We start from the raw sequence: 14,443 nt of genomic DNA on the forward strand, positions 1-14,443 counted from the left end.
CGTCGCCTCAGCCCGACGAGGGCCCCGCCGCCGTTCCGGTGGCGGGGCCCTCGTCCGTGTGCACGTGGCCCGGGTCGAGCGGCGGGGTGGTGCCGCAGGTCCACGCGCAGTCCGGCTCGGCGACGGGGTGGTCCTCCGGCGCGAGCACGTTTCCGCGGACGGTGGCGAGGGCGGTCAGCCCGCCGGCGCAGAGCAGACCGGCACAGATCAGCATCGCGGTGTGGAAGGCGGAGTCCACCGCGGACGGCACCCGGTAGGCGTCGCCGCTGAGCCCGGCGAGCGCCGGCAGGGCGGCGACCGCGAGCAGACCGGCCGCGCGGGCGGCGGCGTTGTTGACCCCGCTGGCGATGCCCGCGTGCCGCACCTCGACCGCGGCCAGCACCGTCGCGGTCAGCGGCGCCACCAGCAGGGTCATCCCGCAGCCCATCACCGTCACGGCCGGCAGCACGTCTGCCCAGTAGGTGGAGCCGGCGCCGATGCGCAGCATCAGCAGCACCCCGGCGGCGCACAGCAGCGGCCCGACGGTCAGCGGGATCCGCGGGCCGATCCGCTTGCCCAGCCGCCCGGCGCGCGCCGAGAACGTGAGCATCAGCACGGTGATCGGGACCAGGGCGAGGCCGGAGACCAGGGGGGAGAAGCCCGAGACGATCTGCAGCTGCACGACCAGCAGGAAGAACACCCCGCTGAACGCCGCGTAGACGCACAGGGTGACCAGGTTCACGGCGGTGAACAGCCGGGAGGAGAAGAGGCCGAGCGGCAGCATCGGCTCGGCGGCGCGGCGTTCGACCGTGAGGAAGGCCGCGCCGAGCACCAGCCCGACCGCTCCGGCGAGCCAGACCGCGGGGGAGAGGCCCTCCCCGGCGGCGGTCAACGCGTAGGTGAGCGCACCGAGGGCGAGCGCGGCGAGCAGCGCGCCGAGGACGTCGAAGCGGCCGGTGGCGCTCTCGTCCCGGCTCTCCGGGACGTGCCGGGCGGCGACCGCGACGACGGCGGCCGCCAGCGGCAGGTTGAGCAGGAAGATCCACCGCCAGCCGGGGCCGTCCACCAGCCAGCCGCCGAGGAACGGGCCGACCGCCGCCGACACGCCGCCGAGCCCCGACCACAGGCCGACCGCCGCCGAGCGGTCCTCCGGGTGGAAGACGGCCTGCAGCATGGCGAGCGAACCGGGGGTGAGCAGCGCGCCGCCGATGCCCTGCACGGCGCGGGCCGCGACCAGCACCTGGATGGTGGGGGCGGCGGCGCAGGCCGCCGAGGCGGCGGCGAACCAGACCACCCCGATCAGGAACACCCGGCGCCGGCCGTACCGGTCGCCGAGCGCGCCGCCGAGCAGGATCAGCCCGGCGAGCGTCAGCAGATAGGCGTTCAGGGTCCATTGCAGGGAGGCGAGGGAGGCACCGAGGTCGGTGCCGATCCGGGGCAACGCGACGTTCACCACGGTGCCGTCGAGCATCGCCATGCTGGAGCCGAGCACGGTTGCCAGGAGTACCCAGCGTCCCTGCGCGGTGCCCAGGCGCAGGGTGCCGGCCGCGGAGGTGGCCACGGCCCGATCCTGCGCCCCGCGGGGCCCGCGTGACAAGGGTCACCGGGGGGTGTGTCGACGGTGTGCGGTGCGTGAGCGAACGGTCGCGCAGCGGTGGCGGGATCGGCGCAGCGTCGTGGATCAGTGGCGCCGGGTGAATGGATTGTGCACGCACGGTGCAGCCGATCATTCGGAGTGTCACGGCCCCGGCGGGGATGGTTGTCCGTTCAAGAGATCGACATTGCTTCACCCGGACGGATGGGTTTTAGTTCAGCGACCGCCCGGCCAGTCCGGACGGATCCGCCGGGTGGAACGCCGAATCCTGCCGCTGCCCGGTGGTTCGAACTGAACTCTGTACGGCAGGAGCGGGGGACCCACAGGTAAGTCGCCGGACCGGGATCGGCACGCGCTTCGCGTACCGGATCCCAGGGCCGGCTTGGGGTGAAGCCGCGCATGCGGCCGGGCAACTCCAGCCCGAACCCGACAGCTCACCTCGCAGGCGTCGGAGAGGAAACTTCCATGCCTGCTCAGGCTCGTCGTATCGCCCTGCCCCGCGCCGCCCGCATCGGCATCGCCACCGCGGTCACCGGGGTCTCCTTCGCCCTTCCGCTCGTGGCCGCCGTGAGCGCCCAGGCGCACACCGCCCCGGCCGCCCCGGCCGCGCAGAGCTCCACCTGGACCGGCGCCACCAGCGTCGACGCCAAGCCGGCCGCCCCGGCCGCCGCTCCCGCCACCGCCCCGGCCCAGGCCGAGAGCTACCGCGTCGTCAGCGGTGACACCCTGTCGAAGATCGCCGACGCCAAGCACGTCGACGGTGGCTGGCAGGCGCTGTACGAGCACAACCGCTCGGTCGTCGGCGGCAACCCGAACCTGATCTTCCCGGGTCAGCACCTCTCGATCGCCGGCCACGCCGCGCCGTCCGCGGACGCCGCCCCGGCGAAGCCCGCCGCCCCGGCCGCCCCGGCCAAGCCCGCCGCCCCGGCCAAGCCGAAGGCCCAGGTGCAGGCCAAGACCGAGGCTGCCAAGCCGTCCGCCCCGGTCCAGACCCAGGTGCAGACCGCCGCCCCGAAGCCGGCCGCCGCCGTCACCGCCGCCCCTGCGGCCGCCAGCACCTCGGGCTTCGTCGCCCCGCTGGCCAACCCGAAGCTGGGCACCGCCTACGGCGTGGCCGGTTCGATGTGGGCCTCCGGCCACCACACCGGCCAGGACTTCGTCGCCTCCACCGGCACCCCGCTGCGCGCCGTCGCCAACGGCGTCGTGGTGAAGGCCGGCAACGGTGGCGCCTACGGCAACGAGGTCGAGATCAAGCTCGCCGACGGCCACTACGCCGAGTACGCGCACCTCTCCTCGATCGGCGTGTCGATGGGTCAGACCGTCACCGTCGGCCAGCAGATCGGCCTCTCCGGTGCGACCGGCAACGTGACCGGCCCGCACCTGCACTTCGAGATCCGCACCGGCTCCGAGTACGGCTCGGACATCGACCCGGTCGCCTACCTGCGGGCGCACGGCGTCGCTCTCTGACCCTGACGGGTCGAGGGCCCGGTCCCGCCGGACGGGCCCTTCGGGACTACCGCTGATGCGGGGCGAAACGATCCTCCGGGATGGTCATGTCGGGTGACCGCTCGACCGGGTGATCGCCGCAACGGCGGACATGGGCGCGGGACACGCCCAGGCCGGCCCGGCTCGCGAGACCTCCCTCGCGAGCCGGGCCGGCCGCTGCCGTTTCCGCCGCCGTTTCCAGGGGCGTTCCCGGGGGCGTTCCCGGTGCGTCTCCGCTTCCGGCGCCGGCGCGCGCAACGGGCGGACGGCGCCGGGGGTGTGACGTCGGCCCCGCGGCCGTCCGCCGGGTGCTGCCCGGCGGACGGCCGCCTGCCGCCTGTCGGGTGCCGTTCGCCGGGCTGCGGGTTCAGAGCCGGTGGACGGGCAGGCCCTGCTCCGCGGCGTTCAGCAGCTCGTGCACCCGCTGGCCGAACTCCTCGGTGTCGGCGACGGGTTCGGGGAAGACCAGGCGGACGTCGCGGTGGCCGTGCGGGTGGTCCAGGCGCAGCACCAGGCCGTGCCGGTCCAGGGCGAGCGGCCGGACGTCCGGCCGCCCGGCGAGCAGCGCCGGGTCGAGCAGTCGGGTGAGGACGGCGACGGCGTCCGCGTGGTCGTCGGCGAGGTGGGTGAGCAGTGCGGCCTCGTACCGGGCCAGCGGGTCGGGCGCGGCGTGGGCGAGGTCGGCGGCGGTGAGGGCGCCGGTGCCGTACGGGGTGGACAGGACGGCGTGGGCGACGTCCACGCGCAGGTGGACGCTGATGCCGTCGTCGGCGAGGTGGACCAGGTGCAGCCGGCCGGCCAGGGTGAGACGGGCCCGGATCCGGTCGCGGACGGCGACGGGGGAGACGTCGGTGACGTCGAGCACGACCGCGAGGCCGTCGGTCTCGCGCGCGGCGGCGGTGGAGAGCGGGGAGCCGAGCGGGGCGCGCAGGCGCAGCCGGGAGCCGTGGACGGAGACCGGGGTGTCCAGGTCGTGGTGCTCGCCGAGGGCGCGGACGGTGAGCGAGGAGGTCGCGGCGAGGAGGCTGTGGACCCGTTCGGCGGTGGTGGGCTCGGGCACCGGGGCGTCGTCGGTGGGCAGACTCATGACGGACCTCCAGTTGGTTAGGTGAGCCTAACCTAATCATCGCGGGAGGGTGTGGCAAGTGCCGCCCCGTCCGCGCCGTCCGAGCGGTGCGCGGAAGGGCCCGGACGCGCGGGGCGTCCGGGCCCTTCCGTCCGGGCGGCGGCGCTCAGCCGATCACGGCCTGGGCGTCGATCTCGACCAGCATCGGCTCCTGCGGCAGCTCGACGAAGACCGTCGTCCGGCAGGGCTTCACCCCGCCGGGCCTCACGTTCTCCTCGATGAACTCCGCGTAGACCTCGTTCATCAGCGGGAAGTCGGCCCGCTGCGTGAGGTAGACCCGGAACATCACCACGTCCTCGATGGTCGCGCCACCGGCCTCGACGATCGCCTTGACGTTCTCCAGCGTGCGCCGGGTCTGGGCCCGCACGTCGCCGCGGTACAGGTACTCGCCGGTCGCCGGGTCCTGCGGGCCCTGGCCGGAGACCTGGAGGATCGGGCCCTTGCGGACGCCCTGGGAGAACGTCCAGGCGGGTGCGGGGGCGCCGTCGGTGCGGATCTCGGTCTTGTCGGTCATCGGCTTCCTCGTGTTCTGGCGGTCGGTCAGGTGCGGTCCGGGCGGCCGCAGTCGGCCGAGACGGCGCGGGCGGTGGCGAGCAGCTGCGGGAGGAGGTCCAGCACCTGCTCGTAGGGCAGCACGACGTCCGGGACGGAGATGGACGCGGCGGCGACGACCCGGCCGGTGACGTCCCGGATCGGCGCCGCCACGCAGTTGATGAACGCCTCGTGTTCGGCGTGGTCCTGCGCCCAGCCCTGGGCGGCCACCCGCTCCAGCTCGGCGAGCAGCGCCTCGGGCGTGGTGAGGGTGCGGGCGGTGTGCGGGGTGAAGTCGATCCCGGCGACCACCCGGCGGCGCTCCGGCAGCGGCAGGTCGGCGAGCAGCACCTTGGAGACGGCGGCGCTGTGCAGGGCGGCGCGCAGGCCGATCCGGGAGTACATCCTGACGGGGTGCCGGGAGTCGAACTTGTCGATGTAGACCACCTCGCCGCCCTCGTACGCGGCCAGGTGCACGGTCTGGCCGGTGGCGGCGTTCAGCTCGGCCAGGTGCGGGGCGGCGATCCGGCGCACGCCGCGCTGCTCCAGCGCCAGGCCGGAGAGCGCGAACAGGCCGGCGCCCAGGTGGTAGCGGTAGCCCGCGTCGCGGTAGACGAACCGTTCCTCCTCCAGGCTCTGGAGCAGTCGTAGCACGGTCGTCTTGTGGACGCCGAGCACCTCGGCCAGCTGGTCGAGGGAGCGCTCGCCCTCGCCCAGTTCGGCGAGGATGCGCAGGGCGCGGGTGACGGTCTGGCTCATCGTGCTCCGCTCGGAGGGCTCGGGCTGGGATCGCGGCGCGGGCCGGGGGCGCCGAGTGCGTCGCGGACGCCGCAAGCGCCGCACGCGCCGGGAACGCGGGACGCGCCGGGAGCGCGGCGCCGGCCGGGGCCGCGGCGGGGGCCGGGATCGCTGCTCATTCTGCCCGTGCCCACCGGGCCGTGCGGGCCGGGCCCGCGGGGACGGCCGGGCCGGAGATGCCCCGTGCGCACACCCGGGTCGCCGCCCAGTCGGCGGGCGAGGCGTCGAGCAGAGCCGCCACGACGGCGGCGGGCGGCAGCTCGGCCTGGTCGCCGTGGGCCGTCAGCGCGCAGGCGGCGCTCAGGTGGCCGAGTCGCAGCCGACGGCGCTGGTCCAGGCCGCGCACGGTGCCGGCCAGGTAGCCCGCGGCGAACGCGTCGCCCGCGCCGGTGGCCTCGACCACCTCGACGGCCAGCGCCGGCTCGGCCACCGCCGTGCCGTCCCGCTCCAGGGCGGTGACGACGCGGGCCGCGTCCTTGACCACGACCGTGGCGGGGGAGGGGAAGCGCCGGCGCAGCGCGGACGGGTCCCCGGTGCCGAAGGCGGCTTCCGCCTCGTCGGCGCCGAGCAGCAGCAGGTCGGCGGCGTCCAGCAGCGGTGGCAGGACGGCCGGGTCGCGGCCGTGCCAGAGCGCGGGGCGCCAGTTGAGGTCGAAGCTGATCAGCCGGCCCGGGCGCGGGGCGGCGAGCAGGGCGCGCAGCAGGGCCAGGCAGTCGTCGGAGAGCGCGGCGGTGATGCCGGACAGGTGCAGCAGTCGGGCACCCGACAGCAGGCGCGCGGCCGCCGGGTCGGTGAGCAGGGCGGGCGAGAGCGCTGCGGCCGCTGAGCCGCGCCGGTGGTAGTGCAGCCGGCTGCGGCCGGGCCCGAGGTCGTGGCGGTGGCCGCTGTCGCCACCGACCTCCTTGAGGTAGAGGCCGGTCGGGCGGGCCGGGTCCACGGCGACCGCCGAGACGTCCACGCCGCGGGCGGCGACCTCGGCGAGCAGCCGCCGCCCGAAGCCGTCGTCACCGACCCTGCTGATCCAGGCGGTCGGAACGCCGAGCGCGGCGAGCGCGCCGGCCACGTTGGACTCTGCTCCGCCGACCGACAGCCGGAAGGTGTCCACCGCCTCCAGCGGGCCCGGGCGGTCCGGGAGCAGGACGGCCATCGACTCGCCCACGCAGACGGCCGTCGGGGGAGGCCCGGGGCGGCTCGGGCCCGGGGTGTCCTGTCGCGGCATCAGCTGGGCTCCTCGTCTGCGGCGGCCGTTCCGTTGACCGTGATCCGGCGCCGATGCTAGAACCGTGATGCCAGCATGTGCAACCCTCATTGCATATGTTGCAACATGGCAGATGGAGGAAGACGGTGGAGCAGACGTTCGCAAGCCCCGGCACCGGGCCGGGCATCGACGACGCCGCGGTGGCGGCCCTCGCCGACGAGACGCTCGACTGGCGGTTCAAGGCCGCCCCGTCGGACTCTCCCCCCGCCCGGTACCCCGGAGACGCCGCCGGCGCGCGGAGCGTCCGGGACTGGTTGGCCACCGGACCGACCCTCGACGGGCTCGGCACCCCGCTGCTCACCCTGGACGGCGCCGCGCTCGACCACAACATCCGCACCATGGCCCGCTGGTGCGCCGAGGCCGAGGTCGCACTCACCCCGCACGGCAAGACCACCATGGCGCCCGCGCTCTGGCAGGCGCAGCTCGCCGCCGGCAGCCACGGCATCACCCTCGCCAACCTGCCGCAGGTGCGCGTCGCCCGGGCCTTCGGCGTCGAGCGGATCCTGCTCGCCAACACCCTGATCGACCCGGCCGGACTCGCCTGGCTCGCCGCCGAACAGGCCGCCGACCCGGCCTTCGCCCTCGTCTCCTGGGTGGACTCCACCGAGAGCGTGCGGCTGATGGACGGGGCCCTGCGCGCCGCCGGGGCCGACCGGCCGGTCGAGGTCCTCGTCGAACTCGGCGGCCCCGGCGGGCGGACCGGTGCCCGCGGCGTGGACGCGGCCGTCGAGATCGCCGCCGCGGTGCTGCGCGCCCCCACCCTGCGCCTCGCCGGCGTCGGCGGCTACGAGGGCGCCCTCGCCCACGACGCGACCGCCGACGCACTGGCCACCGTCCGCGGCTACCTCCGGGCCCTCGCCGAGCTGCACGGCCGGCTCGCCCGCGCCTACCCCGACGACGCCCGACCCGTGGTCTCGGCGGGCGGCAGCGCCTACTTCGACCTGGTCGTCGAGGAGCTGACGGCACTGCCGGACGCCATGGTGGTGCTGCGCTCCGGCGCCTACGTCGCACACGACGACGGCTTCTACCGGGGCATCTCTCCGCTGGTCCGGGGCGCCGGCGCGACGCCCTTCCGCGGCGCGCTGCACGGCTGGGCCCGGGTGGTCTCCCGCCCCGAGCCGCAGCTGGCCCTGCTGGACGCCGGCAAGCGCGACCTGCCCTTCGACGAAGGCCTGCCGGAGCCGCAACTCGTCCGCGGCGGAGCCCGGTTGACCGGGACGGCGGCCCGGATCACCGCGCTCAACGACCAGCACGCCTTCCTGCGCGACGCGGGCGACCTCGCTCCGGTCGGCGCGGTGCTGCGGCTCGGCGTCTCGCACCCGTGCACCGCCTTCGACCGGTGGACGGCGATCCCGGTGCTGGACTCCGCCGACGCCGCCGAGCCGAAGGTCACCGGCCTGGTCAGGACGTTCTTCTGATGGCCGGCGGCAGACCGGCGCCCGGGGCGGTCGTGTTCCGGGGCGCGACCGTCGTCGACGGCACCGGGGCCGACCGCTACCGGGCGGACGTGCGGATCGCCGACGGCCTGATCACCGAGATCGGCCACGGCCTCGGCGCCCCCGCGGTGGTGGACGCCGACGGGCTCGTCCTCGCCCCCGGATTCATCGACATGCACGCCCACTCCGACCTCGCCCTGCTGCTCGAACCCGAGCACCCGGCCAAGGTCACCCAGGGCGTCACCTGCGAGGTCCTCGGCCAGGACGGCCTGTCCTACGCCCCGGTGGACGACACCACCCTGCCGCTGCTGCGCCGCCAGCTCGCCGGCTGGAACGGTGATCCGGCGGACCTCGACTGGGACTGGCGCGGCGTCGCGGACTACCTGGACCGGCTCGACCGCACCGGCCCGGCCGTCAACGCCTGCTACCTCGTCCCGCACGGCACGCTGAGGACCCTCGCCATGGGCTGGGCCGACCGGCCGCCGACCCCGGCCGAACTCGACCGGATGCGCCAGCACCTGGCGCAGGGGCTGCTCGACGGCGCGGTCGGCATGTCCAGCGGTCTCAGCTACACCCCCGGCAGCTACGCGGACACCGCCGAGCTGGTCGAACTGTGCCTGGTGGTCGCGGCCTACGGGGGCTTCCACGCACCGCACCAACGCTCCTACGGTGCGGGCGCGTTGGAGGGGTACGCGGAGATGGTGGAGATCTCCCGGCGGACCGGCTGCGGCCTCCACCTGACCCACGCCACGATGAACTTCGACGTCAACCGGGGCCGGGCCGGCGACCTGCTGGCCCTCGTCGACCAGGCCCTCGCCGACGGCGTCGACCTCACCCTGGACAGCTACCCGTACCTGCCCGGATCCACCACCCTGGCCGCCCTGCTGCCCGGTTGGGCCACCGAGGGCGGCCCGGAGGCGACCCTGGACCGGCTCGCCGACCCGGTGGTCCGCGAACGGATCCGGTACGAGGTGGAGGAGAAGGGCAGCGACGGCTGCCACGGCGTCGTCACCGACTGGGCGACCATCCAGATCTCCGGCGTGCGCTCGCCCGCGCTCGCGGACAGCGTCGGCCGGACCGTCGCCGAACTCGCCGCCGAGCAGCGGCGCGGCGGCACCGAGGTCTTCCTCGACCTGCTGCGCCGCGACGACCTGGCCACCACGATCCTCCAGCACGTCGGGCACGAGGAGAACGTCCGGGCGATCATGCGCCACCGGGTGCACACCGTCGGCAGCGACGGACTGCTGGTCGGTGCCCGGCCGCACCCGCGCGCCTGGGGAACCTTCCCCCGCTACCTCGGCCACTACGGCCGGGAGCTGGGCGTCCTGACGCTGGAGGAGACCGTCGCCAGGATGACCGGCCGCCCGGCCGCCCGGCTGGGCCTGCACCGGCGCGGGCGGATCGCCCCCGGCCACCACGCGGACCTGGTGCTCCTCGACCCGGCGAGGATCCGGGACGCCGCCACCTTCGAGCACCCCCGGCGCCCAGCCGAGGGCGTCGAGCACGTGTACGTCAACGGCACCGCCGTCGTCCGGCAGGGCCGCACCACGGGCGCCAGGCCCGGACGCGCCCTGCGCCGCACCGACCGAGGAACCCAGGCCAGATGACCTCCCTCTCCGCCCTGCACGAGGAAAACCAGGTGATCGCGGTGGTCCGCGCCCACCACATCCCGGACGCCGCCGCGCTCTGCGCCGCCCTCGCCGAGGGCGGCATCGGCTGGACCGAGTTCACCTACACCACGACGGACGTGGTGGACCACCTGCGGCGGGCCGCCCGGGCCGGCCACCGGGTCGGCGTCGGCACCGTGCTGACGGCCGAACAGGCCGTCCGCGGCGTCGACGCCGGGGCGTCCTTCCTGGTGACGCCCGGCTGCCGGCCCGAGGTCGCCCGGGCCGCGCAGGAGGCCGGAGTGCCCCTGGTGATGGGGGCGCTGACCCCGACCGAGGTCGCCCGGGCCGTGGACCTCGGCGCCGCCGCCGTCAAGATCTTCCCGGCCCGGGCCTTCGGCCCCGGCTATTTCAAGGACCTGCGCGGGCCCTATCCGGACGTCCGGCTGGTCGCCTCCGGCGGGGTCAACGCGGGCAACGCCGCGGACTTCCTGGCGCAGGGGGCGCTCGCGGTCTGCGCGGGGACGGACGTGGTGCCGCCGGACGCGGTCGAGGCCGGGGACTGGTCGGGGATCACCCGGCGGGCCCGGGCGTTCACCGAGGCGTGCGCGCAGGGCGCCGGCCGCGGCGTGGGGTAACCGGCGGGCCGGCGTGCGCGCGGTAGGCGGCGGGGCGGCCGGCGTGGGGTAGACGGCGGGCCGGCGTGCGCGCGGTAGGCGGCGGGGCGGCGTGCGGTCGGGCGGCGGCGGGCGTCGGTCAGGGGTTGCCCGGCCTGCCGTCGGGGCGGCGGGCTGTCGGGACGGCCGGGTTTGGACGAGAATCGGTGGGCCCCAGCTCCAGCCCCGGCCCGTCGGACCCGGCCCCCGGATCCGGCCCCGGCCCCGGACCAGGTAGGAGGACCAGTTCATGACCTCGACCCGCCCCGGCCCCGACTGGCTCGCCGACGCCGTCCTCTACCAGATCTACCCGCAGACCTTCGCCGACTCCGACGGCGACGGCATCGGCGACTTCGCCGGGATCACCGAGCACCTGGAGCACCTCTCCTGGCTCGGCGTCGACACCGTGTGGCTCAACCCCTGTTTCGCCTCGCCGTTCCGCGACGCCGGCTACGACGTCACCGACTACCTCACCCCCGCCCCGCGCTACGGCCGCACCGAGGACCTGGTGGAGCTGGTCGAGGCCGCCCGCCGCCTGGGCATCCGGATCCTGCTCGACCTGGTGGCCGGCCACACCTCCGACCGCCACCCCTGGTTCCTGGCCTCCGCCGAGGACCCGGCCGACCACCGCTACATCTGGTCCGAGCAGCGGGTGGACGGCTTCGTCGCCTCGCCCGGCAGCCGCACCGGCTGGTACCGGCCGAACTTCTTCGACTGCCAACCCGCACTCAACTTCGGCTACGCGCGGACGAGTTCCGCCGAGCCCTGGCGCCAGTCGGTGGACGCCGACGGGCCGCGGGCCAACCGGGCGGCGCTGCGCGGCATCATGGCGCACTGGCTCGGCCTCGGCATCGCGGGCTTCCGGGTGGACATGGCCTACTCGCTGGTCAAGGACGACCCGGGCCTGGTGGAGACCGCCAAGCTGTGGACCGGCGTCCGCGACTGGCTCGACCGCTCGCACCCGCAGGCCGCCCTGTTCGCCGAGTGGGGCGACCCGGCCGCGGCCGTCGCGGCCGGCTTCCACGCGGACTTCTTCCTGCACTTCGGGGGCGCCGACCACGGCCTGCCGCTGCGGTCGCTGTGGAACAACGGCGCCGGGACGGTCGAGGAGTTCTGGCGGCAGGGCCCCTGCTACTTCGAGGCCGAGGGGCGCGGCACCCCGCAGACCTTCCTGGACGCCTGGCGTTCCGCCGCCGAACTGACCGAGGGCGGCGGCTACATCGCGCTGCCCACCGCCAACCACGACTTCTCCCGGCTGGCCACCGGCCCGCGCACCGCCGAGCAGCTCGCCGCGGCCTTCGCGTTCCTGCTCACCTGGCCCACCCTGCCGGCCGTCTACTACGGCGACGAGATCGGCATGCGCTACCTGCCCGGGCTGCCCGACGTGGAGGGCAGTGTGCTCGGCCCGCGGTACAACCGGGCCGGCTCGCGCACGCCGATGCAGTGGCGGCCCGGACCGGCGGCGGGCTTCTCCAGCGCGCCGCCCGCGCGCCTCTACCTGCCCGTCGACCCGGACCCGCGGCGGCCGGACGTGCTCTCCCAGCGGGCCGACCCGACCTCGCTGCTGCACACCGTCCGGCGGTTGATCGCGCTGCGCCGGGCGCACCCGGGCCTGGGCGCGTCCGGCGGGGTGGAGGCCCGGCACGCCGGGTACCCGCTGGTGTACGTCCGGTCCGGTCGGTACCTGGTGGCGGTCAACCCGCGCAGGGAGCCGGGGTCGGTGCGGCTCGCGGACGGTCCGGCGCGGCCGCTGGACGTGCAGGGCGTGCGGGTGGTGGACGGGGAGCTGCGGGCGGACGGGTTCTCGTACGGGGTGTTCGACCTGGGCTGACGCCGCGGCCGGCGGGTGCGGCCGGTGGGCCGGGGCCGGCCGGGTGGCGGGGTAGCCGGGTGGCGGGGGTGGCCCGGCTTCCGGTCGATGTCGGATAGTTGTAAGCTACATCCGTAGATGGTTGCATTTACCACCTGGTTTGGTGGCGTCCGCCATCCGCGAGTCCTGCATCGATCCCACCGGAGGGCGGCCAGCACGCCATGAGCACACCCCAGACCCCCGCCGCGCCGCCCACCCCGGGGCACGCGCTCAAGCACCTCGCCACGCACCTGATCACCCCGCTGCTGATGTGCCTCGGGATGGCCCTCGCCTACCAGGGCGCCTTCCACCAGCCCGAGCCGCGCCACCTCGCGGTCGCCGTGGTCGGCACCGACGCGCAGGCGCAGGGTCTGGCCCGGGCCGTCCGGGCCGAGGCCGGCGACGCCCTCGACGTCCGTACCCTGCCCGACCGGGCCGCCGCCGAGCAGCAGCTGCGCGACCGCACCCTGGTCGGCGCCTTCGTCCCGGACGCGCACCGCCCCGAACTGGTCGTCGCCAAGGGGAACTCGGAGACCTCGGTGGTCGCCGCCACCGCCGTGTTCAGCACGGTCACCGACCGGCAGGGCGTCCCGCTGCACGTCACCGACCTCACCACGCCGGCCGAGGGCGATCCGACCGGCCAGGGCCTGTTCTTCCTGCTGGTCGCGCTGAGCATCGGCTCCTACGCCAGCGTCGCGGCGATCGGCGCCGCCGGCGCCGGCCTGAGCCTGCGGACCCGGGCGCTGGCCGGCCTCGCGGTGTCCCTGGTGGTGAGCGTGATCGGGATCGTCACGGCGGGCCCGGTCTTCCACGTGGTCGACCACGACCGGGCCGCGGTCTGGGCGCTCGGCTGGCTCTACTCGGCGGGTGTGGTGACCATCGGCGTCGGCCTGCACACCTTCCTGAAGAAGTGGACCACGCTGGCCCTGATGGTGCTGTTCGTGATGCTGAACTTCACCACCTCCGGCGGCATCTACCGGCCCGAGCTGCAGAACGCCTTCTTCGGTGCGCTGCACGGGTTCTGGACCGGCGCCGGCTTCCTGGAGGGCGCCCGCGACATCCTCTACTTCGACGGGGGTGCGGGCCTCGGCGGGCACGTCCTGACGCTGGCGGTCTGGCTGGTGCTGGGCGGGGCCGTGCTGGCGGCCGCCGGGTGGTCCGAGCGGCGCGGGCGCCGCCCGGTCGGGACGGCGGCCGAGAGCGAGGAGGAACTGGCGGAGGCGGTCGCGGTCTGACCGCCCGCCGAGAGGCTCCACCCGGGCCGCGGGCACCGGCGCCGGGTGGGACCGAAGGCCCCGCGCCCGGCCCCGGACAGGCCGGACGCGGGGCCGTGGGCGAGCCGTCCGGGCCCGGCGGGCCTCAGCCGCGCCGGGCCGGTGCGGGTGGCCGGGTGAAGCAGCAGTCGCCGCAGACCCCGGCGCCCGGCCCCACCCGGTAGTACAGGCAGCAGCTCGAACGACGGAAGGCGGCGCCGTGCGGCCCGGTGCGCAGCGTGCCCGTCCCGGCCAGCGGCGGACGGGCGAGCAGTTCGGCGACCAGCGCCCGGGCCCGGCCCGGGGCGTGCGCGTCCAGGACCCGCAGGGTGCCGGCCAGTGCGGACGCCGCGTTGCCCAGCAACAGCCCCGCGGACAGCGGCACGGCGGCCCGGACCGCCGCGGCCAGCGGCTCCAGCCGGTCCGTCAGGACGGTCCGGTGCAGCCGGTCGGCGAGGCTGTCCGGCGTGCCGGTCGTGCCGGCTGGCGGGGGCGTCGCGGGTGCGGGCTCCGGCGGCGTCCAGAGGTCGATCGGCCCTTGGTCCGGGATCCGCGTCCAGGCCCGCTCCAGCGTCGGGACCGTCCCCAGCAGCACGGCCGACCCGAGCCCCACCGACCAGAACCGGGCGGCCAGCCCGAGGTGCAGGATCGACGCCGCGACCCGTGGTTCGGCGGTGCCCAGCCGCTGCGCCACCACCCGGATCCGCCCGGCCAGCGGAGCGTCCGGGCCGGTGCCGAACAGGTCGGCCAGCGGGCGGAAGCCCGGCGGCGGGCCCTGGTCGGGTGCGGTGGGGGTGTCGAGCGCGAAGTACGGTCCGACGGCGGCGAGCCGCCCGTAGTCGACGGGCGGGCGGTCGGGTGCGGGGGTCAC

General features: G+C 75.7%; 12 protein-coding genes and 1 riboswitch. Of the genes, 6 read left to right on the forward strand and 6 right to left on the reverse strand.

Annotation, left to right across the window (positions count from 1 at the left end):
• Positions 1 to 7 precede the first annotated feature (7 nt).
• A complete protein-coding gene (locus tag ACIRS1_RS14355; protein WP_402839325.1) occupies positions 8 to 1,540 on the reverse strand; it encodes an MFS transporter in 1,533 nt (510 codons plus the stop codon).
• A 312-nt stretch (positions 1,541 to 1,852) separates the two neighbouring features.
• A riboswitch (cyclic di-AMP (ydaO/yuaA leader) is annotated at positions 1,853 to 2,036 on the forward strand.
• A 2-nt stretch (positions 2,037 to 2,038) separates the two neighbouring features.
• On the opposite strand from ACIRS1_RS14355, the gene ACIRS1_RS14360 reads away from it, so the two are divergent.
• The gene (locus tag ACIRS1_RS14360; protein ID WP_402839327.1) at positions 2,039 to 3,040 is read left to right on the forward strand and encodes a peptidoglycan DD-metalloendopeptidase family protein; all 1,002 of its coding nucleotides are present in this window, start codon (positions 2,039 to 2,041) and stop codon (positions 3,038 to 3,040) included.
• Between the two features lie 385 nt (positions 3,041 to 3,425).
• Here ACIRS1_RS14360 and ACIRS1_RS14365 read toward each other — a convergent pair whose 3' ends face one another.
• The 4 genes from ACIRS1_RS14365 to ACIRS1_RS14380 form a co-directional block, all read right to left on the reverse strand.
• A complete protein-coding gene (locus ACIRS1_RS14365; RefSeq protein WP_402839329.1) occupies positions 3,426 to 4,145 on the reverse strand; it encodes a DUF2470 domain-containing protein in 720 nt (239 codons plus the stop codon).
• A gap of 145 nt (positions 4,146 to 4,290) precedes the next feature.
• Positions 4,291 to 4,698 (reverse strand): RidA family protein, encoded by a 408-nt coding sequence (locus tag ACIRS1_RS14370; protein WP_402839331.1) that lies wholly within the window; start codon positions 4,696 to 4,698, stop codon positions 4,291 to 4,293.
• 26 nt (positions 4,699 to 4,724) lie between these two features.
• The gene (locus ACIRS1_RS14375) at positions 4,725 to 5,474 is read right to left on the reverse strand and encodes an IclR family transcriptional regulator (protein ID WP_402839333.1); all 750 of its coding nucleotides are present in this window, start codon (positions 5,472 to 5,474) and stop codon (positions 4,725 to 4,727) included.
• A gap of 154 nt (positions 5,475 to 5,628) precedes the next feature.
• On the reverse strand, positions 5,629 to 6,732 hold the full coding sequence (locus ACIRS1_RS14380) for a sugar kinase (protein WP_402839335.1): 1,104 nt from the start codon (positions 6,730 to 6,732) through the stop codon (positions 5,629 to 5,631).
• A gap of 125 nt (positions 6,733 to 6,857) precedes the next feature.
• On the opposite strand from ACIRS1_RS14380, the gene ACIRS1_RS14385 reads away from it, so the two are divergent.
• From ACIRS1_RS14385 to ACIRS1_RS14405, 5 genes are all read left to right on the forward strand, one after another.
• Positions 6,858 to 8,189 carry an alanine racemase gene (locus tag ACIRS1_RS14385; RefSeq protein WP_402839337.1) on the forward strand — a complete coding sequence of 444 codons (1,332 nt, stop codon included), beginning with the start codon at positions 6,858 to 6,860 and terminating at the stop codon, positions 8,187 to 8,189.
• The gene (locus tag ACIRS1_RS14390) at positions 8,189 to 9,814 is read left to right on the forward strand and encodes an amidohydrolase family protein (RefSeq protein WP_402839339.1); all 1,626 of its coding nucleotides are present in this window, start codon (positions 8,189 to 8,191) and stop codon (positions 9,812 to 9,814) included. Before ACIRS1_RS14385 ends, ACIRS1_RS14390 begins: the two co-directional genes overlap by 1 nt.
• The gene (locus ACIRS1_RS14395; RefSeq protein ID WP_402839341.1) at positions 9,811 to 10,452 is read left to right on the forward strand and encodes a bifunctional 4-hydroxy-2-oxoglutarate aldolase/2-dehydro-3-deoxy-phosphogluconate aldolase; all 642 of its coding nucleotides are present in this window, start codon (positions 9,811 to 9,813) and stop codon (positions 10,450 to 10,452) included. The genes ACIRS1_RS14390 and ACIRS1_RS14395 overlap by 4 nt, the downstream gene beginning before the upstream one ends.
• A 268-nt stretch (positions 10,453 to 10,720) precedes the next feature.
• The gene (locus ACIRS1_RS14400) at positions 10,721 to 12,301 is read left to right on the forward strand and encodes an alpha-amylase family glycosyl hydrolase (protein WP_402839343.1); all 1,581 of its coding nucleotides are present in this window, start codon (positions 10,721 to 10,723) and stop codon (positions 12,299 to 12,301) included.
• Positions 12,302 to 12,501: 200 nt separating this feature from the next.
• Complete coding sequence (locus ACIRS1_RS14405) at positions 12,502 to 13,554, forward strand: hypothetical protein (protein WP_402839345.1); 1,053 nt, start codon at positions 12,502 to 12,504, stop codon at positions 13,552 to 13,554.
• 124 nt (positions 13,555 to 13,678) lie between these two features.
• Here ACIRS1_RS14405 and ACIRS1_RS14410 read toward each other — a convergent pair whose 3' ends face one another.
• Positions 13,679 to 14,443: a (2Fe-2S)-binding protein gene (locus ACIRS1_RS14410; protein ID WP_402839347.1), complete on the reverse strand. Its 765-nt coding sequence runs from the start codon at positions 14,441 to 14,443 to the stop codon at positions 13,679 to 13,681.

The organism is Kitasatospora sp. NPDC101176, from assembly GCF_044768035.1.
Classification (GTDB): Bacteria; Actinomycetota; Actinomycetes; order Streptomycetales; family Streptomycetaceae; genus Kitasatospora.